Here is a 24,914-nt window from a genome sequence, read left to right as displayed (position 1 = left end):
ATAAAGCTAATTTTTACGCAAATAAGCCTGCAAGAAAGAAGGGGAAGGCGGGGATGAAGGACTCTGTTTACGGCTTGGCGGTACATGGTTACCTGAGGGAGATAGTAGATGTCTCGCAGTTGCAGAATGTTGTCGATAAATTTGCCAGTGCCAGCGGTTTGGCGGCTATTGTGGTAGATGTGGACGGGGTTCCGATCACCAAACCCAGTAATTTCAGCAAGTTTTGCCAGTTAGTACGCTCTTCACCAACTGGCAAGAAAGGGTGCTACCGGTCGGACCGGCGGGTAGGCAAGCAGGCGGCCAAAGATCGCAAGCTGAATATGCATCGCTGTCATTGTAACCTGATTGACATTGCCGCCCCGCTAATCCTGGACGGTGTATATTGGGGAGCAGTACTTTGCGGTCAGGTGCTGCTGGAGGCGCCATCGGCGCAGCAGTTACAGCAATGCCGGCAGATGGCTCGCCGGTTCGGGCTGGATGAGGAGGATATGTGCTGCGCTTTTAAGGAGATAAAGGTATATACGGAAGAAAAAATTCGGGCGGCCGGGGAGTTGCTCCAGATTGTAGCCAACTATATTGTGGAAATGAGTGTTTCCCGTATTGCTAATCAACGACTTACTGAACAGCTTAAAGAGAAAGCCAATATGGAGCGGGTTCTGCACCAGATGGAGTTACGTGCCCTGCAGTCTCAGATTAATCCTCACTTCTTGTTCAATACCCTGAATACTGCCTCCCGGCTGGCCCTGATTGAGGGTGCCACTAAAACCGAGGAAATGATTCAGGCCATAGCCAGTTTGCTGCGTTATACCCTGCGCAATATTAACCAGATTGTACCTCTGAAAGAAGAGCTGGAATATATACGTAATTACATGTTTATTCAGAAAACCCGTTATGGGGACCACATTGAGGTACAAATCCATGCGGAACCCGGAGCCCTGAAAGCCATGATCCCCGTAATGACCCTGCAACCGGTGGTAGAAAACGCCATCGTTCATGGCCTGGAGCCCAAGGAAGATGGCGGGCTGGTTTCCATTACCGCCCGGTGTGTTGAAGGAGATAAAGTATGCATAGAGATTCGTGACACAGGGCTGGGAATGGAACCCGAAGAAATCAGCCGGATTTTAAAGGGCAGCGGGTCCGGGCAGGGACATACCACCGGCCTGGGATTAAAAAACGTTTACCAGCGGTTACGGCATTGTTTCGGTGAAAATTACGGGCTGGATATTCATAGCTCTCCTGGAAAGGGAACTACAGTGGTGTTTAGGATTCCGGTACAAGGCCCGAAATCCGAGGGGGGTGATGAGGAAATATGAATGAGCGCCCGGGTGAAATGAGGGTACTGGTGGTTGATGATGAACACCTGGAGAGACAAGCCATTCGATTAATATTGGACCGGGCCGGGCTACCTTTTAAAGTGGTGGGCGAGGCACGGAATGGCAGTCAGGCCCTGCAGCAAGTTAAGGAGTTGAAGCCGGATATTGTTTTGCTGGATATTAAAATGCCTGGCATGGACGGTTTAACCGCAGCCCGGGAAATTAAAAAGATTTTACCTGCGTGCGCCATTGTTTTTCTTACGGCTTTCAACGAATTTGATTATGCCCAGGAAGCCCTGCGGGTCGGGGCGGTGGATTATCTTCTCAAGCCTGTACGAACCCAGGAATTGTTGGATGTGCTGAAAGAGGTCCGCTTGCAAGTGCTCCGGGGCCGGGAAGAGATGGGTGAACTGAAAAAGCTTCAGGAAAAGCTGGCCGAAGCCTTACCCTGGCTACGGCTTAATCTGGGCTTAAGCCTTATTTCCGGCCAGTGGGAAGAAGAGTCCGCGCTGGAACAGCTGGCCTTGTTGGCGCAGCTGGAAATATTGCCCCGTGTAGCCTTTGCCGTTTATATGGAAAAACGGCCACAGGAGCATGAAGCGGTACCGGCCCGGTTCGAGTTACTTCGCTACCGGCTGCAGCAATTGGTGGAAGAAGCCTTGCAACATTACCCTTCCGGCCTTTGTTTGCCGCTAAGCGAGCGTATGCTAATCGTCCTGTGGGGAACACAGAAGCCGGAGCCGGAAAGGTGCCTGCAGCAGCTGGTAAAGTATATTATTGAAGGCGCTTCTGAAAAGCTTTCCGTGGGCGTGACCGTAGGACTGGGCCGTTTTTGCCAGGATATCAAACAGTTGCCCCGCTCGGCCTGGGAAGCCCAAACCGCCGCTCACCTGGGCATGTTTTATCTAGGCTCGGAGCGGGTTGTTCATATAGATGAATTGGAACAGGAAACTCACGGGGACAGCGGCGTTCTCGCGGTTAAGGAGAAAGAGTTGATTTCTGCCCTGCGGAGCGGCAACCGGGAAGAGGTGCGCAGTCTGTTCCGGGAGTTCCTGGGGTGCTTTACCGGTGGCCAGGGAACCGACCTCCACCTGATCAAGGCCAGATTGGCGGGTATGCTGGTGGTGTTTTCACGTAGTTTGGGCCGGAGCGCGGAGCGGGCCGAAGAATCGGTGTGCACGTACAATGAGTTTGCCCGGCTTTTGGCCTTATGTCATACTGTGGAGGAGCTGGAAGAGTGGCTGGTAAAGCTGGCCGCCAGAAGTGAAAAATTATTTGCTGGCGGGAGCGGTGAAGCGGTAACTGGGGTGGTTAAAAGGGCTCTGGCGTATATCCACGAAAATTATCACCGGGAAATTTCCCTAACCGATCTGTCCCGCGTTATTTACATGAATCCGGATTATTTCAGCCGGGTATTTAAAAAGCAGGTGGGCTGTACTTTTTCTGAATATGTTCTGAGCCAGCGGATGGAAAAGGCTAAAGAGTTGCTCGTGGAAACAGACCTGCCCGTGGGTGAAGTGGCACGAAAGGTGGGATATCCGGATCCCAACTACTTCAGCCGGGTTTTCAGCCGCACCATGGGGATTTCCCCCAGCCGCTACCGGCAGGTGATTACCGGGCGCCGTAAAATATAGGGGGTTTTTAGACGGCGGTTCGGTATATAGGGGAAATTTCCGGTGCCCGCATTTTAAAAAGCTTATTAAAGTGACGGCCGCTTATGGGATAAAGGGATTTAGGTTATAAGAAGGAGGAAGGCGTTGGGTAAAGAATATAAATATGGATATTTTTAGAACGGGGGTGGGAGCGTGGAAGTAAAAATTAACAATACCACGTTACGCTTAATCCAGGGAGATATCACCCAGCAGGAAACTACCGCCATAGTTAATGCCGCTAATTCCAGCCTGATGGGCGGCGGCGGAGTGGACGGGGCCATTCACCGGGCCGGGGGGCCCCGGATACTGGAAGAATGCAAGGAAATAAGGGCCCGGCAGGGGAAGTTGCCCGCGGGGGAGGCGGTAATCACCACGGGAGGTAACTTGAAGGCGGATTATGTTATCCATACCGTGGGCCCCATTTGGTCCGGTGGGAATAATAATGAAGATGAATTGTTACGCAATGCTTATTTAAACAGCCTTTCCCTGGCCAGGGAGAAGGGCATCAGGTCAATTTCCTTTCCTTCGATAAGTACCGGTGCCTACCGCTTTCCCATTGAAAGGGCTGCCAAAATCGCCCTTTCCACAGTCAAGGAATTTACAGAAAATGATAATAGCTTTGAAGAAATTCGATTTGTATTGTTCAGCCAGAATGATCTGGAAACGTATAAAAAGGCTTGGGAGGAGTTGACCGGCCGTAAATGAGCGGCCGGCTTTTAATTGTTTGGTCGTTTTTGGACCTTCAGCGGTGCCTGCGGGGTGATGATACCATTCGTCATTAAACAAACGGGATTAGGCCTTTGGATGTTACCATTTAACAGAAAATTCTTAATTTTTGCAAAATAATCTCTTATGATAGAAGTACGGTAATCCTAATTGTCATTATCATTTAAACTCTTTAAATTTACAGTTTAGTAAAGGAGGTTATTAATTATGTCCGAAAAGGAAAAAGTTGGCGGCGCCCACTATGATGTAACCTGGAAGGAAGAGGAGTATATTTACCCATCTCCCGAATTCATCGGTCAAGCTAATATGACTGACCCGGATGTCTTTAAGCGATTCAGCCTGGATAACTTTCCGGAGTGTTTCAAAGAGATGGCCGATCTGCTGGACTGGGACCAGTACTGGCATACCACCCTGGATACCAGCGACGCTCCGTGCTGGAAGTGGTTCGTGGGCGGTAAGCTTAATGCCTGTTATAATTGTGTAGACAGGCACCTGGACAAATATAAAAACAAAACGGCCATCCACTTTGTCCCCGAGCCGGAAGATGAGCCCATCATGCACATGACCTACCAGGAACTGTACAGGAGGGTTAATGAAGTTGCCGCCATCCTCAGGGATTTTGCCGGGCTGAAAGCGGGGGACCGGGTAACACTACACTTGCCGATGACACCGGAGCTCCCCATAACCATGCTGGCCTGTGCCCGGCTGGGTGTCATCCACTCCCAGGTATTTGCCGGGTTCAGCGGCCAGGCTTGCGGCGAGAGGATAGAGGACTCCGGAAGCCGTGTGCTGATCACCATGGACGCGTATTATCGGAACGGCAAGCTGCTTGATCACAAGGCCAATGGTGATAAGGCCGTTGAGGTAGCTAAAAAGCTAGGCCAGGATGTGGATAAGGTACTGGTTTGGCAGCGCTATCCCGGTAAATATTCCTCTTCGGCGCCTATGGTGGAGGGCCGGGATTACTTCATGAACGAACTCCTCAAGGAGTATCGCGGAAAAACTGTAAAACCCGTATCCATGCCGGCTGAAGGTATTCTTTTCCTAATGTATACCAGCGGGTCGACGGGGAGACCCAAGGGAGTGCAACACAGTATAGGCGGGTACCTGTCATATGTCACATGGATGTCGAAAGTCATCCAGGACATTCATCCCGAGGATGTTTACTGGTGCATGGCGGATATCGGGTGGATTACAGGCCATTCCTTTATTGTTTACGGCCCCCTGGCCCTTGCTGCCAGCACTGTTGTATACGAGGGGGTGCCCACTTACCCGGATGCCGGGCGGGTATGGAGAATAGCCGAGGAATTGGATGTAAATATCTTCCACACCTCGCCCACAGCCATCCGGCAGTTGAGAAAAGCCGGTCCGGATGAGCCGGCCAAGTATAATTATAACTTCAAGCACATGACTACTGTGGGAGAGCCCATTGAGCCCGAGGTGTGGAGATGGTATTACAACGTGGTGGGTAAAGGAAAGGCCGCCATCGTTGATACGTGGTGGCAGACGGAAACCGGAGGATTTCTCTGCAGTACCGTTCCGGCACTTAATCCCATGAAACCCGGCAGCGCCGGGCCCGGTGTTCCGGGCATTCACCCGGTCATCTACGATGATGAGGGCAACGAAATTAAGCCGGGCGAAGGTAAAGCAGGAAATATCTGTATCAGGAACCCGTGGCCGGGGCTGATGCAGACCATTTGGAAGGACCGGGACCGTTATGTTAGAACCTACTATGGAAAATACTGCAAAGATCCGAACAGCAAGGATTGGCGGGATTGGCCTTACATGGCCGGTGACGCTGCAGTGATGGCTGCAGACGGGTACGTCCGGATCCTGGGAAGGGTTGACGATGTAATTAACGTGGCGGGCCACCGTTTGGGCACCAAGGAGATTGAATCTGCCGCCCTTACGGTTGAGGAAGTGGCGGAAGCAGCGGTTATTGCCAAATCCGATGAGATTAAGGGTACGGTTCCCGACCTGTATATTTCCCTCAAGCCCGGCTATGAGGCCAGCGAAGAACTGGCGGCTAAAATTTCCCAGGCTGTTTCAACGATTGTCGGTAAGATTGCCCGGCCGAATAAGGTTTATATTGTTCCCGATATGCCCAAGACCCGTTCCGGTAAGATTATGCGCCGCATCCTTGCCTCTATTTCCAACAGAAAGGATGTGGGCGATGTAACCACACTTTCCAACCCTGATGTTGTGGAACAAATTCGCAAGCAGGTTCAGGGAGAATAATGGTAAAAATATTGGTAGGCCTGCCACCGGCAGGCCCATTACTTGCTAACCCTCAAATTTATCTTTACGTGGGCAGGCCGGAAAGGCCTGCCTTTTTGTACTTGTTGTTTTCCGGTATTTTTCCTGTTTTGAGGGTGTGGAAGATTAACTTTGATTTTATTGCTTAAACTGAAGGAATACGCCTCTGGCTGTCGAATATTATATCAAGTAGTGTAAAGAATAACTATTTTTTTCAAATTTGTTGCAGTAAGCCATGGCGTCGGTTATTGCCTAAATATTAAGAAAATTTAAGCATATTTTGTTTATGTTTTTGATTCCCGAAATTGGGGAAGAGGCATAAAAATGAAGAATAACAAACATTTAATCTCAGTTATTTTCAGGTGGCTTCTGCCGCACGGGATAGTCCTGGTAATTCTGGCTTTTTGGCTGCCTAGTTTGTGGTGGGCAGCAGGACTTTTGATTGCCGCCAGCGCCGTTGGTGCCTGTTTATCCGTAGACTACTGGCGGCGACAAAAACAGGTAGGTACAGCCGGGGAACAGGATTCTATGGATCCTACTTTGCGGATTGCCAGCGAGACCCTGCCTTATATGCGCCGTGGCCTGAATGAGGAAACGGCCAGAAAAACTGCTGAAATAATCCAAAAAATAGCTGAGGTGGCCTCGGTTGCCGTAACCGATAAAGAAAAGGTGCTGGCTTATATAGGAGCGGGATCCGATCACCACCAGGCGGGGGGGCCTATCATTACCGAGGCGACCAGGAAAGTTTTGGCCACCGGTGAGGTGAAGGTTGTACAGGACAGCCGGGAATTAAATTGTCCCATGAAGGACTGCCCGCTGGAATCGGCAGTTATAGTGCCGCTTCAATGCAAGGGTGAGGTAGTGGGTACTATAAAACTGTACCGGGTTGAGCCGGGAGAAGTGCCTGCTTCGGTGGTAAAGCTTGCTGTCGGGGTGGCGCAACTTTTGGGGATGCAAATAGAGCTGGCGGAATTAGACCGGCAGGCTCAACTGGTCACCAAAGCGGAATTGGATGCCCTGCACGCCCAGATCAACCCGCATTTTCTGTTTAATACCCTCAACACCATCATTATGTTCATCCGGACCAACCCGGAGACGGCGCGCAGGCTGTTAATCCGCCTGGCTTCCTTTTTCCGGCATGCCTTAAAGCGTCACGGGCACTTTAACAGTTTGCGGGAAGAAATTGAATACCTTAACACTTACCTGGTGCTGGAAAGGGCCCGCTTTCGGGAAAAGTTGCGTGTAGTGCGGGATATAGACGAAACTCTTCTGGAATACCAGGTGCCGGTGCTTACAATTCAGCCCCTGGTGGAAAATGCCATAAAACATGGTATTTTACCGAAGCCTGAGCAGGGAACTGTTCAAATAACGGCCCGCAGGGTGGATAATGAAATGGTTATCATTATTCGTGATGACGGTGTGGGAATTCCTGAGGATAAGTTATCTGATATATTGCGTCCCGGTTACGGCTCCGGAAACGGTGTAGGTCTGAGCAACGTACACGAAAGGTTAAAAGGTCTTTTCGGGGAAGATTACGGGCTGCGCATTGTAAGTGTGCCCGGTGAGGGAACATCGGTATATGTAAGGATTCCCCTTATGCATACAACTGTTGAAAAGGAGGGTATGGAATATGAAGTTAAAGGCATTAATAGTGGATGATGAATACCCGGCCCGGCAGGAACTTCGCTATGCCCTGGATGGATTTGATAATGTAGAAATTGTAGGAGAGGCAACCAATGCCCAGGAGGCATTGGCCTTAATCAAAGCACTGGATTACCATGTATTGTTTCTAGATATTTCTATGCCGGGTATAAGCGGCTTGGATTTGGGGGCCGCCATCCAGGAACTGCCAAATAAGCCCCGCATAATATTTGTTACTGCTTATGACCAGTATGCCGTGCAGGCTTTTGAAGTAAATGCAATAGATTATGTGTTAAAGCCCGTGGAGCCGGGCAGGCTGAAAAAGGCAATTGAAAAAGTTATTAAGTCTTACCAGGAAACTGCAGCCGGTGGGGAGGCGGAGGCCGGTAAAAACGGTAAGGGCCAGAGGGGTAAAATTATGCCCGACCCCACCCATATTAAAATTGACCGCATACCGGCGGAAAAGTACGGGAAAACGGTATTGGTGGCTGAATCCGATATTTTTTACGCCTTTACCGAACAAGATTATATATATGTTAAAACTTATGATGATAAACTGCTGACCCGTTTTACCCTGAAAGAGCTGGAGGCACGCCTGGACCCCTCTATGTTTTTCCGTACCCACCGCTGTTATTTAGTTAACTTGCATAAGGTAAAGGAAATTGTTCCTTTTTTCAACGGCACCTATAACCTGGTGGTTGAGGATAAGGAGCGCAGCGAGGTCCCCGTAAGCCGGGCCCAGGCCAAAAAGCTAAGGAAGATACTGGGATTCTAACGCCCTTTCCGGCAAAAGGGGCGTTTTTTTATGTATAACCCCCGGCCGGGGAGTTTAAACTAGTAATAAGTACCATAAATGATGGAGATATACAGGGGGTCTTTTATGCAGGCGGTTTGGGATATGTTAAGCGACCAAAAAATCTGGGCCTTACTGGGTGACGTGGAACGGAAAATTGATGAAGATGTAGCCAGGCTCATGTTTATTGAACTGTTCAGCCGCCTTAAAGTGGTGGAAGAAGAAAACTTGGCCCTGCGCATAGCATTGATGGAGGAAGGGGTGCTGGATGAAGAATTATATAAGGTTACCCGGGATGCCGTTAGAGAATTCCTATGCAAAAAGGATGAAGAAAAGGCCCGGGAAAGCACCTTTTTTGCCAGTTCCGGTATTCCCTTCCCCCAGTGGGTCAATTTTAAGCTATACGGCACTTTTGAAAGAAATAGTGAAGAGGCCGACAGCTGAATATTGTGCGCGATTTACTGCGCCGGACCGGTTGCCGGTGTTACGCAATTCGCTTGCCGGGGAGCACCGGCTGTAACCTGTAACTATTTTTCAGTTAATTACTAACCACTAACCACCAATTAGGAGGGTTTTTATTTTTTTTTGTGGAAATTAACTCAGGGTGTATAAAATATGATTATAGGAATCGGTACCGATATTGTAAGTGTTAAGCGCATAGAAAGGGCTGCTGTACGCCGTGGTGATAAATTTTTAAAGCGGGTGTTTACGGCAAAGGAATGTTCTTACTGTGATGGGCACAGAGAGCGCTGGCAGTATTATGCCGCCAGGTTTGCCGCCAAGGAGGCGGTTTTTAAGGCCTTGGGTACGGGTTTGGCCGGCTGTCGCTGGACGGAGGTAGAAGTAACCAGGGATGCATCCGGCCAGCCGGAAATCTCTCTTTCCGGCGGGGCGGCCCGGCGGGCCCGGGACAGGGGAATCGGAAAAATATTAATCAGCCTGTCCCATGACGGTGACCGGGCCATTGCCTTTGCAATAGCAATAAAGGGGGTGTAAGTTTTGCGGGTGGTTACAGCAGCAGAAATGCGGGAATTGGACAGAAAGGCCATTGAGGAGTACGGCATTCCGGGAGTCGTTCTGATGGAAAACGCCGGGCGCCGCGTGGTGGAAGTGGCCGCCAAAGTATTGGGAAAAGTTAAGGATAAAACTGCCGTTATTATAGCCGGGAAGGGCAACAACGGCGGGGACGGCTTTGTGGTGGCCCGCCATCTTAAAAATATGGGGGCGGAGGTCAAGGTATATCTATTGGCCGGTGTAGGCGAAATTAAAGGAGACGCCAGGATAAACCTTGACATATGGTTTAAAATGGGCGGTGCCGTATCTAATCCCTTGGAGGAGGGAATGGATTTATTAAAAAAGGATTTGGCCAGGGCCGACGTTATAATTGACGCCCTTTACGGCACCGGGTTCAAGGGAGCGATTCGGCCGAACGTTATACCGGTGGTGGATGCCGTGAATTCCGCACCGGCACCGGTGATAGCCGTGGACATCCCTTCCGGGCTGGAGGCCGATACCGGTAAAGTAAGCGGCCCTTGTATGCGTGCTTCCCATACGGTTACCTTTGCCCTTCCCAAAATAGGGCTCGTTACCGGCTACGGGCCGGAATTTACCGGCCGGCTGCACGTTGTGGATATATCCATTCCGCAGGGTATATTACGGGGCGGTCAAACCGAGCTGATAACTGAAAGGAAAGTTAAGAAAATCATGCCCAGGAGGCCTGCCGCGGCCCACAAGGGCGACTTCGGCCGGGTGCTGGTGGTGGGTGGATCCGTGGGAATGAGCGGGGCTGTTTGCCTGGCTGCCCTGGCTTGTGCCCGTAGCGGGGCCGGTTTGATTACCGCTGCCGTGCCGGAGGGTATCCATACGGTGGTTGAGATCAAGCTGACCGAGGTAATGACCAGACCCCTTCCGCAAACCCGGGGGGGATTTTTATCCGCTGAGGCTGCCGGGATTATTAAGGAGTTGTTAGAAGGCATGAATGTACTGGCCCTGGGGCCCGGGTTGGGGACGGACGGTGAAACGGTGGCGTTGGTGGCAAAAATACTTAAAGGCGTAAAAATTCCCTGTGTAATCGATGCCGACGGAATAAATGCCATTGCCCGCTCGGGGTTCCGGCTGAGGGAGATACAAGGCAGCGCGATTATCACCCCTCATCCCGGTGAAATGGCCCGCCTTATGGGCTGCAGCGTGGCCGAAGTACAGGCGGACAGGCTGGGAAACGCCTGCCGGGTGGCAGAAGAGACCGGGGCGGTGGTGGTGCTGAAGGGTGCCGGCACCGTGGTGGTTTCACCGGATGGAAAGGCATATATTAATAGTACAGGGAATCCTGGTATGGCTTCCGGTGGTACCGGTGACGTGCTTACCGGTATTATTGCGGGATTTTTGGCCCAGGGCCTTTCACCGGAGGATGCCGCAGTGGCCGGTGTGTACTTGCACGGGCTGGCCGGCGACCAGGTGGCCGGAGAGAGGGGCGCGGCCGGAATTCTGGCGGGAGACATGGTTGAGGCCCTGCCCGGGTTGATACAATTTATAAAAAAAGATGAAACGTAACATTCACGGGGGGAATCTGCAATGACCCGCTCCTATCCTCTATGGGCGGAAATAAATCTTAGTGCCATAGCTTATAATGTAAAGGCGATAAAGTCTTTGACAAAACCCGGTACCCTGCTAATGGCTGTTGTGAAGGCCAACGCCTACGGTCACGGAGCGGGCGAGGTTGCCCGGGTGGCGGTGGAAAACGGTTCGGACTGGCTGGCGGTGGCCAGGGCGGATGAAGGTATCCAGCTGCGGGAATCAGGTATTAAGGCACCTATTCTGGTTTTAGGTATGGTGACTGAGGACGTAATTGCGGAGGCACTGGAAAACAACTTTACGTTAACGGTCTACAGCCCGGAATCAGCCCGGGCCGTTTCAAAAGCGGCCCTTAACGTGAACAGGCGGGCCCCCGTTCACATCAAGGTGGATACAGGTATGGGCCGCTTGGGGTTCCCTTGGGATGAGGCCGGAATCAAGGCCATCGAAGATGTTGCCCGCATGCCGGGGCTTAGTGTAGAGGGCATATATACCCATTTTGCCAACGCCGACTCCCGGGATAAAACTTATACCCGGCTGCAATTTGAGCGATTTAAACAAGTGCTGGATGCCCTGGCCCGTCGGGGCCTTTATTTCCCCCTAAGGCATTCGGCCAATAGTGCAGCCATTATTGACCTGCCGGAAACCCACCTTGATCTGGTCCGTCCCGGAATATCCATTTACGGATTATACCCGTCGGATGAGGTTGACCGTTCCCGGGTATCCTTGAGGCCCGTTATGACGTTGAAAACCAGGGTGGCCCAGGTAAGGGAAGTGGGTGCCGGTTTCAGTGTAAGCTACGGCTGTACTTACCGCACTCCGGGCCCTACGGTTTTGGCCACGCTGGCAGTGGGTTATGCGGACGGTTATACCAGGCTGCTCTCTTCAAAGGGAGAGGTGCTGGTTCGGGGAAAACGGGCTCCTGTGGTAGGCCGTATTTGCATGGACCAGTGTGTGATCGACGTGGGCCATATACCGGGGGTCAGCACCGGTGATGAAGTGGTGTTAATGGGAAAGCAGGGTGATGAGACCGTAAGTGCAGATGAAATTGCTGCCGCCATAGGAACCATAAATTACGAAGTGGTATCCATGATCAGCTCCCGCGTGCCCCGGGTATATGTATAAATACAGGGGCCCGAAACTTCTTTAAAGCACGAAAGCCGCTCTGAAATGCTTTGAGCGGCTTTTCAATCTTAAGCTGCTTTGCATTCTTTTTGCTCTTCAGGTTTGTTATCAAAGAAAAGGGCTTTCCTGGGACAGCGGGATACACAGGTGCCGCACTTAAGGCAATCGTTGTCACCCATTATGCCGTTATCCTTATATTCATAGGGCTTCAATTGCATGGGGCATGTTTTGGCACACAGGCTGCAGCCAGAACAACCCTCGCTGATGTACAGGGGTTTGCGCCCCCCGGCAATCCAGTGGGCTACTGTGCCCATGGGACATATGCGGCACCAGGTGCGGGGGTGAATAAAGAGGGCCAGTAAAATTCCCACCACGGTGGTAACGGCAAGTATCCTTACCAGGGCCATGCCCATGGCATTAAGGTCTCCCCAGCCGAGGTAAAACTGTACTCCTATGGCCGTAAAAATTATGCCCAACATTAATACCCTTACTGTTTTGCTCTGGAAAATAGCCGGTATTTGAATCTTGGGGCTGATTTTGGAAAAAAACAAATCAAAAAACGCTCCTCTGGGACACATCCAATCACACCAATTGCGTCCCCGGCTGAAAGCCAATCCCACTGCGCCAATCATGCAGCCGAAAAGCAAGAATCCAATTACCGGGTAAAACCACCCGCCGATGATTACCAGGGGAAGGCCCAGCCAGGTAATGAGTTGTTTCTTTCTTCTTTGTACCCGGATCATTTATAAAACCTCCTTCATTAAAATATCACAATATTACGATTTAATTAACTACAATATACCAAAAACTCAACTCCTTTGTCAACAGGTTAATGAAATTCACTTAAGCTTCCAAGCCCATTTGGGCTGTGGTATAATATGTGCCAAATAATACTGTCCAATTGACTAACCCAATATAAAAAAAAGGAGGTGTGACCATGGCCTTTCCCGGTGAAGTGAGGACAAATAATCAAGAGCTGGGTTTAATGCTGGTTCGCTTTCTGATCTTTGTCGGGACGCTTTTGCTTATTGCCGGCGTTGGCTTACTGTTAAATCTTCCGGCCATAATTTTTGGTGTTCTGGCAGGTCTTGCGGCCTTCGGCCTGATAGTGGGCGGTTCGCTGTTTGAAGTGGTGCCGGTGGCTTGTCCCAACTGCGGGCACAATATGAAGGTTGTAAAAAATATCGGCTCTTTCCGGTGTTCGCAGTGTGAGCAGGGAATGTACATTTACGGCGGGGAGATAGAGAGGACAATTGATGCTTAAATAATAACGGCCGCGGGTTTAATCCGTGGCCGTTTGATTGATAGCTGGATTGCCTTAACTTATAATATAATGTGTATTTAACGGGAGGTACTTGTGTGAAGCTGGCGGCGTTTTCTGACGTACATGCAAATATCCATGCCTTGCAGGCAATTTTAAAAGACATAGAAAGGCGGGGGCCGGATTATGTGGTTTGCCTGGGAGACCTGGTGGGGTACGGGGCTTTTTCCGGAGAGGTAATCAACGAAATTAAAGGCCGGGGAATTCCAACGGTAGCAGGAAATTATGACGATGCCATAGGGAACGGAAGAATGGTCTGCGGGTGTGATTACCCGGATGAAAAAGCCGCCCGGCTGGGAGCAAAGTCCATAAGCTGGACTACCGAGAATACTCCGGATAACGCCAAGGAATTTTTGCGGGAGTTGCCCCGGCGGGTGGATTTTAATATAAGAGGATATAATGTGGCCTGTTTTCACGGCAGTCCCCGTAAACTTAATGAGTACCTTTTTGAGGACTTTCCGGAGAAAGAACTGTTGCACATGATAGAAGAAGCAGGGTGCGATGTTTTGTTATGCGGGCATACCCACCTGCCTTATTACCGGGTACTGGGAAACAAACACGTCATTAACGCGGGCAGCGTGGGAAGGCCCAGGCACGGAGATCCAAGCGCCGTATATGTCCTCCTTGACATTGATTCCCGGGTAAACGTGGAATTCATAAAAGTGCCTTATAATTACGAAGAGGCCGCCAGGGCAATCGAATCCGCAGGACTTCCCAAAGAATTTGCCCGGGCGGTAAGAACGGGGAAACCTTAATAGCCCTCTATTAATAGCTTTTGCCTGTTGAAATAGTTACCAGAATTGTCTACGAACCAGATAACTTCCGGCACTATTTTATACAGCTCTACTTTTGACATTACCCTTTTGAAAGCGGACACCAAGTAGAAATTTTTTACAAAGGGATACTTTTTAAGGTAAAGGGCCACTGCTTTGGCCCTTTCCATTTTATCGGTAACCGGGTAAGCCCGGCCTTTAAGTTGAACTCCCCGTATTTCCTGCCAGCCCCTGTAGTCTTCATTTATGGTAACGGCCACCTGCGGCCTGACGGTCAGGTTTTGGCAGTGCCGGGAATCGGGTTTAGAAAGAAAATAAAGGCTGAAGCCGTCGTTAACGTAAAACAGCGCTGCAGCCCACGGCTGCTCTCCGTCTGTGGTGGCCAGGGTTAAAGTGTTGTGTCTTTCCATATAATTTAATATCTTTACCCGCAGCTTTTCTTTCAATGCCGTACACCTTCCGGTTGATTTAATTATACTCGGGGATTGGCGTAACAGTAGAGGCACCCGGATTTGCAGGCCATGTTATACCAGCCGATGTCCACGCTTTCCGTACAGCCGCAGAGTTTTCTTTGCCCCCTGGCTTTACTGTGGCTGCATTTTCCGCCGCAGGGGTGAAGTTTTGTTAAAAGGGGGCCGTCTATACATGCGGACCGCTCAAATCCCGGAGCGCAGCAGGTGTATACCCGCCCGGAAAACCTGGAGGCCACTTCATTATACCGCTTGATTATTTCTTCCCTTTTATCCTGTGGAATGGTAATTATAGTGTAGCCGTACCTGTTTAATCTCTTTTTTACCTTCGGGTATTCCTCCAGGAACGAAGTTGAAAAGGTTTTTATGCCCAGCTGCCCGGCCCGGGCGATTATATTTTCCACCACTTCTACATTGGTTATCACTTTGGAATTTCCGTTTTTCAGCGCTACCAGGGGGTCGGGCCGCAGGCGGATGCGCTCTGCGCCCCCGGCAAATTCAATTAGCCTTGGTATTTGTTCCATTGCCCGCTTCCAGTGGGGCACATTGGGTTCCAGGGGGCTGCCGCCAAGGCCGGTAATGGTTAGCTGGACATATAATTGATCATAGTACTTTAAAATATCTTTGTAAGGCGGGCTGTAAATTACGTCGGGGAACTTGGTCCAACAGACTACGGTGTGCACCTGCTCCGGCGGGTATCGTTCTTGGAGAATATGTATTAATTTATCTGCGTGCCACCGCATATCAGTACGCCTGGACATACTCACAACTTTCTTCATGTAAAACCCCCGTATTTTTTTCGCTGTTGATTTTTGCATTCCCTTTATAATAATATTTTTTCCAGAGAAAGGAGAAAATACAGGAGTGAAGGGAACCGTGAAATCTGCAAGGACCGACTACCATGTACACCCTGGTTATTCCATAGATGCTTCTCCGCTTAAAATGAAGGATTATTGCCACCGGGCGGTTGAGTTGGGACTTGTAGAGATTTGCTTTACCACCCACTTTGAATTTGACCCCGTGCGGCGCGAGATAGATAATTTTGTTATCCTTGACGGCAAAAAGTATTCCGCCCATGATCTGATATGGCTTGACGCCTATTTCAAAGAAATTGAAGATGTTCAGCGGGAATTCAAGGATACAGGTTTAAAGGTTAAGGCCGGAATAGAAATCGGGTATGATATAGGCCTGGAAAGGGATATTGAAAAAGTCGTAAAAAATTACCCTTTTGATTTCGTGCTGGGTGCCATACACTGCCTTGATCATATTGCAATATCTTCTATGAAGGAGAGCCCGCGCTATTATGTCTCCCGGAGCCTGGCTGAGGTGCGGGAGGATTATTTTACTACCCTGCGGGAGGCCGTTAATACCGGCTTCTTTGATTGTATAGCACATGTGGACCTTTACAGGAGATACGGGATAAAGCATTACGGCCAGGAGATTTTAACCATTCACCGCGGGGTTATCGAGCCGGTTTTGGAGGAAATGGCACGAAGGAATATGGGGCTGGAGATAAACACCTCCAGCCTGCGGAGAGGAATAAAAGAGTTTCACCCTTCCAGGGAAATAGTTTCCCTGGCGGCGGAAGCAGGGGTCAGGGTTTTTACCGTTGGCTCCGACGCGCACTCTCTGGAAGATTTGGGGGACCATATTGACGGGGCCCTGGCCTTGCTGGAGGAGTTCGGCTTATATAATCATGTTTTTACCCGAAGACAGGCCGTTCCGTGTCTCCAGAGTACCGGCGGTGACGCCGGGGGGGAGGTGGCCGGTACTGCTTGCTGATGGTGGAATGATTATTTTACATTAACTTACGGGTCTTGTAGAGGCGAACCAGGGCCTGGGTGTGTGTTATGGCGGCAAGAATGATGAGAGTTGCGGGAATCAAGTTAAAAATACCGCCCAGCATGATAATGAACAGGCGCCCGTCGCGGTTGGCTGGCAGGTAGCGGAATATGCCGTCGTGAGATTGGGGCATAAAGGGCCTGCCTGTCAGGGCCTGGTATTTTTCCTTAAGCAGCATGGACATGGGCAGTCCGGTGAGAGCGGCTGCGCATGCCAGCAGGACTGAAGGGCTTGCAGCCACCGAATACCAGGCATAGGCCATGCCCAGGACGATGAGAAAATCCGCATAGCGGTCCAAAATGGCATCAAAGAGCCCGCCGTAATTACTCTTCAAAAATTTGAGGCGGGCAATTTCGCCGTCTACCCCGTCTATAATTGAGCTCAGTTGAGCCAACAGCCCTCCCAGCAGCGGGTGCAGGGTGGTAAAGGATACCGCTGAGGCCAGGGAAACTAAAAAAGACAGGAAGGTTACCTGGTTTGGTGTTATACCTGTACGGGCCAAAAGCTTCGTTATTCTAAGTGAGACTTTACGGTTTAAGACCCGGGAAACGGCGCCGTCTTTGGCAGGTACCAGGGATTTAAGGAGGATTTTTTCGGCATAGCGGTAACTGGGGAGATCGTCAACATCAACCCAAGAACCGTTTATAAAGTGTAATTTTACCCGGCGCCGGGCGGCCAGGATATTTACGGCGTCGGTAAGGGTGTAGCGAGATTGAGAAATTGCTTCCGACAGGGCTTGCAAAAGTGCTTTGGTGCCCAGGAAAAGACCGCAATCCACGGCGTTAAAGTCGTCGAGATCTTTACCCAGGACAATGGCACGGTCTTGCTCTGCCTTTATTTTTGTACATTCTTCCAAATCAAAAACGTCTTGCAGGCGCGTGTCAGCAGCCAATAAGATTTCTCCTTCTTTTGCATTTTTTGCGCTTGTAATGAAGGATTTAAGAACATCAAGTTCGAAAATATGATCAGACATTATTAAAATGAATTTTTCTCCTTCACGATACTCTTTATTAAAGGTAAATGCCGACATGCCGTTACCCAGTTTCCAGTCGGAGTTATGCAGATAGGTGATATTAATCTTGTACTTGCTTCCGTTTCCAAGGTGGCTTTCAATTTCATGGGAGTAATAGCCGGTGACAATTATAAAGTTATTTATGCCGCATTCCCGTAAAGAAAGGATGTTTCGTTCAATTAAAGAAAGGCCCATTAAGGGGACAAGAGGCTTGGGCCCGCTGAAGTGCGAGCGCAGCCTCTTACCTTCGCCGGCAGCGAGGATAACCGCGCGCACTACCTTTCCCTCCTGCCGGCAATAAATTCTTCCACCATTTTCTTAGCCTCGGTGTCGGTGTATTGTACTGGCGGTGATTTCATGGTGTAGGCGGATATGGAGGTGAGTATACCGCCGATTTTACGGTCCAGGGCCAGTTTCATGCACCGGATGGCGTCAATGGTTACACCCCCGCTGTTGGGAGAGTCCTCCACGGAAAGTTTGACATCCAGGGTCAACGGGACATTGCCGAAGCCCCTTCCTTCCATCCGAATGTGGCAAATTTTATTGTCGTTTAGCCAGGGTACATAGTCGCTGGGGCCGATATGTATATTTTCGGCAGCCAGCGGGGTTTCCAATTCGGCCTGTACGGCCTGGGTTTTTGACTTTTTCTTGGATTTAAGCCGGCTGTGGTTGAGCATGTTCAAGAAGTCGGTGTTCCCGCCGAAGTTTAGCTGGTAGGTACGGTCAAGAATTACACCGCGGTTTTCAAACAGCTTGGTTAGAGTGCGGTGGACAATGGTTGCTCCTACCTGGCTTTTTACGTCATCACCGATAATGGGAATGTTTTTTTCCTGGAACCTTTTCGCCCATTTCTCATCAGAGGCTATAAAAACTGGCATTGCGTTTATAAAGCCTACATTGGCTTCTAGACACGCTTCGGCGTAGAACCTGGCCGCTTTTTCCGACCCCACCGGCAGGTAATTGATCAAGATTTCCGCACCGCTTTCTTTAAGAACTTTAGCTACATCGCACGGCTCTTGATCGGCAACTATAAATGTCTTGTCTTCATCATAGTCACTCATATGTTCGGACACACCGTCCAGAACGGGGCCCATTTGTACAGTAACGGGATAATCCGGCAAATCCTTGTAAAAAACAGTAGTACAATTGGGCTTGGCGAATACTGCCTCTTTGAGGCTTTTTCCTACTTTACGCTTGTCCACGTCGAAGGCGGCAACTACGTTGATGTCACCGGGTGTATATCCGCCCAGGTCATAGTTCATAAGCCCTATTGTATTTTTGGATGAGTTTTTATACATTTCAATTCCCTGAAGTAAAGCACTGGCACAGTTACCTACACCGGCAATGGCTAAATTTATTTTACCCATGTTGTTCCCTCCTCTATTAAGTTATTGTTAAAAAATGGAAATAAACGGCTGCAGGTATATTCGGCAGGGCTGGTAGAAGGTTGGATTCACGGTAGGCAATTAATTAAATAGGGTGGAATAGGGTAAGAAGAGAGTTTTCAAAATTGCGATAACTTAACTGTATCCTTATTAAATGAAGCGCGATCCCTCCTTTTTTAGTGGTTTTATAGATAAAAAAACTCCCGATATTAATTATTTAATATCGGGAGTGTCACCGACTGCAGTCGTTGCATGAACAACTTGGCCAGCGACAACGTGGTTTTTGTCATTTTTTTCCTTGCTGCGATAATAACACTCCCAACCTGACCTAGTAGAAAGTAAGTCAACATGAAAACAAAATATGTAATACATTAATGTTACGTTAATCTTTTAACTCCAGTTAAATATTATATTAATCTTTAAAACTTATGTCAACTTCTCTAACTAAGCAAAGTCGGATATTTTTTTCATTGTTAATGATATACGGGCAGCTTTAGTGCATAATTATTCTACCGGGAGAAGTACCGTTACAGTGGTTCCCTTCAATGGCTCGCTTTGAACCTTTAGGCGCCCGCCATGGTTATCAATAATTTTTTTGCTTATGAACATTCCTAATCCGGTACCGTCTTCCTTGGTGGTAAAGAAGGGATCAAACATGTTTGCTATGGTTTGCTGGTCCATACCCGTCCCAGTATCCCTGATTACAACTCGAACCAGTCCTTCGTGCTTATCCCACGCGGTTTGCAAAAAGAGTTTACCCCCTTGGGGGAGGGCTTCAAAGGCATTTTTAATGATATTCAAAAAGACTTGTTTTAATTGTTCACTGTCGGCAAGGACGGGTGGGATGTTTTCTGCCGTCTTAAGGTTAATATTTAAATTACGGATTGATGCTTCACTTTGTACAAGCATAAATACTTCCCTTATCAGCTTATTAACAGAGCAAGGAACGCGCTTGGAATAGCCGGGTTTAGTTAAATGTAAAAATTCTGTAATTAGCCTGTTAACGTGTTTAAGCTCGGCTGATATGACGTTTAAATATTCTTTTTTGGATGTTGCTTTTAAATCCTTATGTAACAATTGAAAAAAACCGCTAATGGTGGTGAGTGAGTTTTTAATTTCGTGCACTGCGCCTGCAGCCAGTTGACCTAAAATGGCCAGCTTTTCTGCTTTAATAACCGCATTTTCCAATTCTTGCTGCCGCTTAGTCGGTATAAAAACAGCCATGGCGCCTTTTGTTATGTTGTTTTTATCTCTAATAATATATGTATTTACTGTATAATCATTAGAGCCGGTAACAGGTATCACGGCCTCGGGTTTTAAATCTTGAAATTCCTTACCTGTAGAGAGGGTTTGCAGCAGCTTATTCTTATTGAAATCGGGTCTTGTGCCATTTAAAACCTCCAGGAGCGGCCGGCCCAAAACTTTATCTTCTATAAGTCCGGTCAGCCCGGACATTATCCGGTTGAAGATTTGAACTTGGCCTTTCCGGTCAACGACCATTAACCCCACAGGTAAGTGATCTATGGCCAGGTGTAACCAATTTTCTGTGAATCCAGCCAAACGGACACCTCCTCATAGTTAAACGCCGCTCCCGGGGCTATTTTGAAGGTTTGAAGGAGCATTTTTCGTAATGATTTTGGAAATACCTGCTGATCAAGTCACCGTTACGCAAGCGGTAGATAACTACTTTTTCAGTACCACCTACTTCCAAAATGCCGAGGGCACTGAGGGTGCGAAGAGCTTCCTCTACCTGGCAGCGGGGGCGGTGTAAGCGGAGGGCCAGGCCGTCTGCCGTATCCCGCGTATGCGGGTTGGCCTGAAAAAAAGTTAATAATTCTATTCTGATAACACTTTGCAAAATTGGATCTAATTTTTTGTTCATTCTTTCAACCACAGGTTTTCTTCCTCCTTAGAAGATTCCTGCGGAAGGGGCAGGGCGAGGAACTCGCAGTAGCTGCTCTCAACAGATTGGCAGTTCATTTCTTCACAAATGATTTCCTTTTCAAATAAAACTGTAAGGTAAGCGGCAAAAATTCCCCGCAGCAGATCACAACTTACCTGGGGGGCACGATACAGGGGACCGTATTCTTTTATGACAGCCACCTGGAAAGAATCGTAACAGCGAATCCTGGCCCTGGCGCGGGAGAGGTCTACGGAAACCAGTTCTACCCTGCCCAGCCCTTCATTTTGTATTTCGTCCACAAGCAGCTGTAAACGGTCCTCTATTTTGGGATATAAATCCCTGGCTTTGCTGGCCAGGAGGAACCCCGACCGGTACCCGGCATCATAAAGTACGTGTTTTAAAGCGTGAGGGGCGTGTTCCCTTACCGACCTCAGCACAGAAGTATATGTTTCTTGCGGGAGAAGGATGGCTCTCCGGCCGGCAATCTTCAGTTTTGGCCCTTCCCGGGTAACGATTTCCTCCTTTGATTGGGTGGCGGGGAATAATTTGCCGCAGCAAATATCGTTTTCCCAGTCGATTTTCACCGAGGAGGAGTAATTTTTATGAAGCACCCGGCGCAAAACCGCCTTAAAAGCAGCGAGACGTACACAATGAAAGGGTAAGCCTTCTTTCTGAGCCTGCATGCTGTATTGCCGGTAAACGCATTTATCCCTTTCAACGTACATTAATACGTCGTCCCCTGATTCTTCCAACCGGTAATCTCCGGCATCCAAAAAGCCCTCCTGGTCCAGGAGGTTGAGGTATGCCCGGCAAACATCCGCAGGCTTTTTTGATGTAACCTGCAGTTTATCCCCGTACTCGTCGAGGACATATTGGGCCACTCCGATTATAAACTGCTCCAGCCAGTGGTGGCCGCTGAAGGGAAGCTGGGCCATCGTTTTGCACATACTTTGATACATATAATTGATTACTTTTCGATAAATAATTTTACTGTCTTTCATTCGTCCACCCCCATTTCAGCGGTCACCAGGATACCGTAAACAGGGCTGATGGTAAACATGCAGCGGGAGGAGACAAATTGCTGGCTTTTCACCTTTCCCACCTGCATCACCCGCACGGGGTTGTACCTGGAACCGCTGAAATTCATTTTGAGAATAAAGTTATAAAGGTGTCCCATTATGGTCATCATCCTGGGTTCCAAAACTCCGCTTACAAATATATCCATGGCCAGCATCCTGTTTTTCCGGAGGTGTTTGATCCGGGCCCGGTGAAACTCCAAAATATCGGCGGGATCTATGTTAGTGAAAAGGGTACTCAAGCTGTCCACCACCAATCTTACCCTGCGCCCGGTATAGTTACGCAAAACTTCCGCCTCCAGGGCAAAATACTTATCCAGGTTGCGGTGGTCGGGAATGTAGTATTTTTCTGTACTTCCGTCCTCTTCATAGGCATCCACGAAAATCAACCTGCCCGTTTCTTCATAAGCGGGAACCCCTACTTTGTAGTTTAACAGGTGTTCGCGCATCACTGCTGGAGGCTCGTCACAGGCCACATAGATGCAGGTATCGCCGCAGCGCAGCCCTTCCTTGATAAATTCTCCCGCCAGCACGGTCTTACCTACGCCGGAATCCCCTTCCACCATAATCTGGGAACCGTATGACAGTCCTTTGTCCAGGTTGCGGTCCAAACCCTCAATTCCAAAATAGGCTCTGGGATGCATAATTCCTACCCTCCTACCCGGGGGAATACCCGTATGCCCGAATTATTGATTTCCAGCAGGTGATTGCCCATGGCATGGTCCACGCCCCGCATTTTAAAAATCTCCAATTGCCTGACCCGGCGCTTTTGTACCAGGTTTGACTTGAGCAGTATAATGCCCTGAACTATGGAATGGATTACTTCTATTTTTCCGCCCTCTACCGTTTCCCAGGCTGGGCTCACCAGCAAAGCAGTACAGTTGAGGCTATTCAAGTAGGAAACAAGAAAATAAAACTTTTCATATAGAATAGCAATCTTATCCAGACGGGAAAGGAAGCCGTAAACAGAATCTATTACCAGTCGGCGGGCCCTGAAGGTTTTTACCTGTTCACCTAACCAGATGATAGTTTCGTCAATTTCCATATCAGAAAGGGGTCTGTATATTATTTTAATAAGATTTTGTTCCTGAAGGGCATTCAAGTCCCAGTTAAAGCGGCGGGCATTGGCCAGCAGTTGGGATGGGGTTTCCTCCAGGGACAGGAAAATTCCTCTTTCCCCGTAATCCAGTGCTCCCTTTATCAGGAACTGCAGGCCCAGTACCGTTTTACCGGTTCCGGAGCTGCCGGCCACAGTCACGGTGGTGTTTCGGGGCAGGCCGCCCTGCAGTAGATCATCCAGGCCCGGTATGCCGGTGTGAAGCAACTCATTTTCCTGGGGGGATCCGTTATTAATATTAATGTTTAAAGTATTTAAAGTCCCTGCCGGGGCAAAAACTTTAATCCCTGTGTCAGTAATGCGAAATGTATGCTTGCCCGGAATATGTTCTTGCCCCCGGGTTTTAGTAATTTCAAGCACCCGGTGGCGGTGCAGGCCCGGTCTTTCCTTGTTTTCCAGGCGGATTACCGCATCCACCACGTATTCTTCAAAAGCGTATTCCCGCGCTCCCTCGCTTTCTCGCTCCTTAACCAAAAAGGATGTCAGTCCCAGCCTGCGCAGCCCGCTGCAAAAGCTGTACACCGTCTTGCGCATGGAAAGGGGATCATTGAGAATATTGCGAAAATGGCTGATGCTGTCCACCAGGATACGCCTGGCACCAACCTCCTTTACGATTTCCTCCACAAGGCTTACCTCCGCATCGGCTAATACTTCCGGAGACGTACACAGAATGCGCAGCTTACCGGCATTTTCCAGGGCCCGGAGGTCCCAGCCAAAGTTAAGGGCGTCGCGATATATTGACTCGGGTAATTCCTCACAAGTAACAATTACTCCCGGCTCATTGAATTTTGTGATTCCCCGGTATATAAACTCTATGCCAAAGGTGGTTTTACCCGCACCGGGAACCCCTTCTATTAAAACCGAATTACCCCGTACAATCCCGCCATATACCAGTTCATCGAAGCCACTAATCCCGGTAGGTACTTTAGTCAAGGAACTACCTCCCCTCTTTTAACTCCTAACCCTAATATTTGAGATTAAATATTAGGATTCCTTCCAAAAGAATGCAAAAATATGTCCTATTAAACAGTAAAAATAAAGGCTGTCAACAAAAAGTTTGTTGACAACCTCCAGGCTTTCCTTTATTTTTAATAAAGTGCTAACCCCCATTAAATTTGGATGCCAGGTCCAGTATTCGTGCCAGGGTTTGCTCCCGCCGGGTGTTTACGGCCTCGAAGTCCATGTATGGTACATAATATTCCTCCATTTTATCGTGTTCCTTTTTGGCCTGGGAGATGAACCAAATTGCCTGTTCCATGCTCTTACGGTACATTTCCCGGGCTGCTTTTTTTTCTGCCATGTACTTTTCATTAATTGCGGCGCAAAGGAACCGGGTTGTATCAATTACAGTGTCTCCTTCCCGAGGCCGGAAATAATGGGGCTCAACGGCGTTTATTACCGCCACGCTGAGGCCGGGTATTACCAGGTGGTCAATCAGGGTGGGATCCAGGGCACAGTGGTAGGCTTCAACGTGGTAGCCCCGCATTAATGCTGCCTCCATTAGGCGGCGTAACATGGTATTTTTGCCGGTTCCGTCGTCTCCCAGTATAATGTAACGTTTTTCCAGGTTATCCACTATGGTATCCAGGTGGCTTTCCGGCCCTTTGGGTGTGATGGCGGTGGCAAACAGGTGCCTGGCCTTTGGATTGTCGGTCTGTCGCGGCTTGTTTTCAAAAATTTCGTGGGTCAGTTCAAGGACCTTTTTGTCAAGGGCCCCCACATTCAGGGCCCCGGTATCCCGGTAATAAGACTTAACCTCGTCCAAAAAGATCTTAGCCGCGGCCAGGTAAGAATAGGCCCGCTTAAATAGTCTTCCAACCTCCCTGTTGACGGCCAAAATATCTTTTTTATGTGCCCTTAGCCCCTCTTCATTCCAGTAGTCGCCTAAATGAATAATCTCATCCACCGCCCCGGGGTTTTTAGGGTCTACCACGTGGG

Annotated in this window: 24 protein-coding genes; 13 read left to right on the top strand and 11 right to left on the bottom strand. The window is 49.2% G+C overall.

The genetic code is table 11. From position 1 onward, the window contains the following. Positions 1 to 53: 53 nt before the first annotated feature. From ACX4JR_RS14095 to alr, 10 genes are all read left to right on the top strand, one after another. Positions 54 to 1,313 carry a sensor histidine kinase gene (locus ACX4JR_RS14095; protein ID WP_476058649.1) on the top strand — a complete coding sequence of 420 codons (1,260 nt, stop codon included), beginning with the start codon at positions 54 to 56 and terminating at the stop codon, positions 1,311 to 1,313. Beyond that, the gene (locus tag ACX4JR_RS14090; RefSeq protein WP_476058648.1) at positions 1,310 to 2,947 is read left to right on the top strand and encodes a response regulator; all 1,638 of its coding nucleotides are present in this window, start codon (positions 1,310 to 1,312) and stop codon (positions 2,945 to 2,947) included. Before ACX4JR_RS14095 ends, ACX4JR_RS14090 begins: the two co-directional genes overlap by 4 nt. Positions 2,948 to 3,118: 171 nt before the next feature. Beyond that, complete coding sequence (locus tag ACX4JR_RS14085; RefSeq protein WP_476058647.1) at positions 3,119 to 3,670, top strand: O-acetyl-ADP-ribose deacetylase; 552 nt, start codon at positions 3,119 to 3,121, stop codon at positions 3,668 to 3,670. 228 nt (positions 3,671 to 3,898) lie between these two features. After that, a complete protein-coding gene (acs, locus tag ACX4JR_RS14080) occupies positions 3,899 to 5,929 on the top strand; it encodes an acetate--CoA ligase (RefSeq protein WP_476058646.1) in 2,031 nt (676 codons plus the stop codon). 342 nt (positions 5,930 to 6,271) lie between these two features. Further along, on the top strand, positions 6,272 to 7,606 hold the full coding sequence (locus ACX4JR_RS14075) for a histidine kinase (RefSeq protein WP_476058645.1): 1,335 nt from the start codon (positions 6,272 to 6,274) through the stop codon (positions 7,604 to 7,606). Continuing rightward, positions 7,578 to 8,363 carry a LytR/AlgR family response regulator transcription factor gene (locus tag ACX4JR_RS14070; protein ID WP_476058644.1) on the top strand — a complete coding sequence of 262 codons (786 nt, stop codon included), beginning with the start codon at positions 7,578 to 7,580 and terminating at the stop codon, positions 8,361 to 8,363. The genes ACX4JR_RS14075 and ACX4JR_RS14070 overlap by 29 nt, the downstream gene beginning before the upstream one ends. A 105-nt stretch (positions 8,364 to 8,468) precedes the next feature. Continuing rightward, positions 8,469 to 8,825: a hypothetical protein gene (locus tag ACX4JR_RS14065; RefSeq protein ID WP_476058643.1), complete on the top strand. Its 357-nt coding sequence runs from the start codon at positions 8,469 to 8,471 to the stop codon at positions 8,823 to 8,825. A gap of 171 nt (positions 8,826 to 8,996) precedes the next feature. After that, positions 8,997 to 9,377, top strand: a complete 381-nt coding sequence (locus tag ACX4JR_RS14060) for a holo-ACP synthase (protein ID WP_476058642.1) — start codon at positions 8,997 to 8,999, stop codon at positions 9,375 to 9,377. A 9-nt stretch (positions 9,378 to 9,386) separates the two neighbouring features. Next, a complete protein-coding gene (locus tag ACX4JR_RS14055; RefSeq protein WP_476060575.1) occupies positions 9,387 to 10,931 on the top strand; it encodes an NAD(P)H-hydrate dehydratase in 1,545 nt (514 codons plus the stop codon). A 21-nt stretch (positions 10,932 to 10,952) separates the two neighbouring features. Further along, positions 10,953 to 12,077: an alanine racemase gene (alr, locus tag ACX4JR_RS14050; protein ID WP_476058641.1), complete on the top strand. Its 1,125-nt coding sequence runs from the start codon at positions 10,953 to 10,955 to the stop codon at positions 12,075 to 12,077. A 68-nt stretch (positions 12,078 to 12,145) separates the two neighbouring features. Here the strand turns inward: alr and ACX4JR_RS14045 are convergent, their stop codons facing one another. Beyond that, positions 12,146 to 12,820, bottom strand: coding sequence for a 4Fe-4S binding protein (locus tag ACX4JR_RS14045; protein WP_476058640.1), 675 nt, complete (start codon positions 12,818 to 12,820; stop codon positions 12,146 to 12,148). 194 nt (positions 12,821 to 13,014) lie between these two features. Between ACX4JR_RS14045 and ACX4JR_RS14040 the strand changes: the two genes are divergently transcribed. Together ACX4JR_RS14040 and ACX4JR_RS14035 are read left to right on the top strand one after the other, a co-directional pair. Then, complete coding sequence (locus tag ACX4JR_RS14040; protein ID WP_476058639.1) at positions 13,015 to 13,341, top strand: TFIIB-type zinc ribbon-containing protein; 327 nt, start codon at positions 13,015 to 13,017, stop codon at positions 13,339 to 13,341. A gap of 95 nt (positions 13,342 to 13,436) precedes the next feature. Continuing rightward, the gene (locus ACX4JR_RS14035) at positions 13,437 to 14,153 is read left to right on the top strand and encodes a metallophosphoesterase family protein (RefSeq protein ID WP_476058638.1); all 717 of its coding nucleotides are present in this window, start codon (positions 13,437 to 13,439) and stop codon (positions 14,151 to 14,153) included. On the opposite strand, the gene ACX4JR_RS14030 is transcribed toward ACX4JR_RS14035, so the two are convergent. Then, positions 14,150 to 14,617, bottom strand: coding sequence for a pyridoxamine 5'-phosphate oxidase family protein (locus ACX4JR_RS14030; protein WP_476058637.1), 468 nt, complete (start codon positions 14,615 to 14,617; stop codon positions 14,150 to 14,152). The two genes, ACX4JR_RS14035 and ACX4JR_RS14030, sit on opposite strands and share 4 nt — an antisense overlap. A gap of 26 nt (positions 14,618 to 14,643) precedes the next feature. After that, positions 14,644 to 15,420: a DUF1848 family protein gene (locus ACX4JR_RS14025; RefSeq protein WP_476058636.1), complete on the bottom strand. Its 777-nt coding sequence runs from the start codon at positions 15,418 to 15,420 to the stop codon at positions 14,644 to 14,646. 97 nt (positions 15,421 to 15,517) lie between these two features. On the opposite strand from ACX4JR_RS14025, the gene ACX4JR_RS14020 reads away from it, so the two are divergent. Continuing rightward, positions 15,518 to 16,423: a histidinol-phosphatase gene (locus ACX4JR_RS14020; RefSeq protein ID WP_476058635.1), complete on the top strand. Its 906-nt coding sequence runs from the start codon at positions 15,518 to 15,520 to the stop codon at positions 16,421 to 16,423. A 16-nt stretch (positions 16,424 to 16,439) separates the two neighbouring features. Here ACX4JR_RS14020 and ACX4JR_RS14015 read toward each other — a convergent pair whose 3' ends face one another. The 8 genes from ACX4JR_RS14015 to ACX4JR_RS13980 form a co-directional block, all read right to left on the bottom strand. Beyond that, on the bottom strand, positions 16,440 to 17,771 hold the full coding sequence (locus ACX4JR_RS14015; RefSeq protein WP_476058634.1) for a sugar phosphate nucleotidyltransferase: 1,332 nt from the start codon (positions 17,769 to 17,771) through the stop codon (positions 16,440 to 16,442). Continuing rightward, positions 17,771 to 18,862 (bottom strand): inositol-3-phosphate synthase, encoded by a 1,092-nt coding sequence (locus ACX4JR_RS14010; RefSeq protein WP_476058633.1) that lies wholly within the window; start codon positions 18,860 to 18,862, stop codon positions 17,771 to 17,773. Before ACX4JR_RS14010 ends, ACX4JR_RS14015 begins: the two co-directional genes overlap by 1 nt. A 522-nt stretch (positions 18,863 to 19,384) precedes the next feature. Beyond that, entirely contained in the window at positions 19,385 to 20,440 is a 1,056-nt protein-coding gene (locus ACX4JR_RS14005; RefSeq protein WP_476058632.1) for a two-component system sensor histidine kinase NtrB, read from the bottom strand. A 37-nt stretch (positions 20,441 to 20,477) separates the two neighbouring features. Next, on the bottom strand, positions 20,478 to 20,774 hold the full coding sequence (locus ACX4JR_RS14000) for a hypothetical protein (protein ID WP_476058631.1): 297 nt from the start codon (positions 20,772 to 20,774) through the stop codon (positions 20,478 to 20,480). Further along, positions 20,759 to 21,784, bottom strand: coding sequence for a V4R domain-containing protein (locus ACX4JR_RS13995; protein WP_476058630.1), 1,026 nt, complete (start codon positions 21,782 to 21,784; stop codon positions 20,759 to 20,761). Before ACX4JR_RS13995 ends, ACX4JR_RS14000 begins: the two co-directional genes overlap by 16 nt. After that, positions 21,781 to 22,503 (bottom strand): RAD55 family ATPase, encoded by a 723-nt coding sequence (locus tag ACX4JR_RS13990; protein ID WP_476058629.1) that lies wholly within the window; start codon positions 22,501 to 22,503, stop codon positions 21,781 to 21,783. The genes ACX4JR_RS13995 and ACX4JR_RS13990 overlap by 4 nt, the downstream gene beginning before the upstream one ends. Before the next feature lie 5 nt (positions 22,504 to 22,508). Continuing rightward, on the bottom strand, positions 22,509 to 23,909 hold the full coding sequence (locus ACX4JR_RS13985; RefSeq protein ID WP_476058628.1) for an ATPase domain-containing protein: 1,401 nt from the start codon (positions 23,907 to 23,909) through the stop codon (positions 22,509 to 22,511). Positions 23,910 to 24,075: 166 nt separating this feature from the next. Continuing rightward, a complete protein-coding gene (locus tag ACX4JR_RS13980; RefSeq protein WP_476058627.1) occupies positions 24,076 to 24,909 on the bottom strand; it encodes a hypothetical protein in 834 nt (277 codons plus the stop codon). Between the last annotated feature and the right edge of the window lie 5 nt (positions 24,910 to 24,914).

The sequence above is a fragment of the Desulfofundulus sp. JL263-se genome (genome assembly GCF_056316025.1).
The sequence above is the reverse complement of the archived record's forward strand: the minus strand, read 5'-3'. Positions and strand labels throughout refer to the sequence as shown.

Bases quoted from the DNA above. Each gene is read 5' to 3' on its own strand.
- ACX4JR_RS14095 (WP_476058649.1), top strand. From the start codon at position 54: ATGAAGGACTCTGTTTACGGCTTGGCGGTACATGGTTACCTGAGGGAG.
- ACX4JR_RS14090 (WP_476058648.1), top strand. From the start codon at position 1,310: ATGAATGAGCGCCCGGGTGAAATGAGGGTACTGGTGGTTGATGATGAA.
- acs (WP_476058646.1), top strand. From the start codon at position 3,899: ATGTCCGAAAAGGAAAAAGTTGGCGGCGCCCACTATGATGTAACCTGG.
- ACX4JR_RS14075 (WP_476058645.1), top strand. From the start codon at position 6,272: ATGAAGAATAACAAACATTTAATCTCAGTTATTTTCAGGTGGCTTCTG.
- ACX4JR_RS14070 (WP_476058644.1), top strand. From the start codon at position 7,578: ATGAAGTTAAAGGCATTAATAGTGGATGATGAATACCCGGCCCGGCAG.
- ACX4JR_RS14065 (WP_476058643.1), top strand. From the start codon at position 8,469: ATGCAGGCGGTTTGGGATATGTTAAGCGACCAAAAAATCTGGGCCTTA.
- ACX4JR_RS14060 (WP_476058642.1), top strand. From the start codon at position 8,997: ATGATTATAGGAATCGGTACCGATATTGTAAGTGTTAAGCGCATAGAA.
- alr (WP_476058641.1), top strand. From the start codon at position 10,953: ATGACCCGCTCCTATCCTCTATGGGCGGAAATAAATCTTAGTGCCATA.
- ACX4JR_RS14045 (WP_476058640.1), bottom strand. From the start codon at position 12,820: ATGATCCGGGTACAAAGAAGAAAGAAACAACTCATTACCTGGCTGGGC.
- ACX4JR_RS14040 (WP_476058639.1), top strand. From the start codon at position 13,015: ATGGCCTTTCCCGGTGAAGTGAGGACAAATAATCAAGAGCTGGGTTTA.
- ACX4JR_RS14025 (WP_476058636.1), bottom strand. From the start codon at position 15,420: ATGAAGAAAGTTGTGAGTATGTCCAGGCGTACTGATATGCGGTGGCAC.
- ACX4JR_RS14010 (WP_476058633.1), bottom strand. From the start codon at position 18,862: ATGGGTAAAATAAATTTAGCCATTGCCGGTGTAGGTAACTGTGCCAGT.
- ACX4JR_RS13995 (WP_476058630.1), bottom strand. From the start codon at position 21,784: ATGAAAGACAGTAAAATTATTTATCGAAAAGTAATCAATTATATGTAT.
- ACX4JR_RS13990 (WP_476058629.1), bottom strand. From the start codon at position 22,503: ATGCATCCCAGAGCCTATTTTGGAATTGAGGGTTTGGACCGCAACCTG.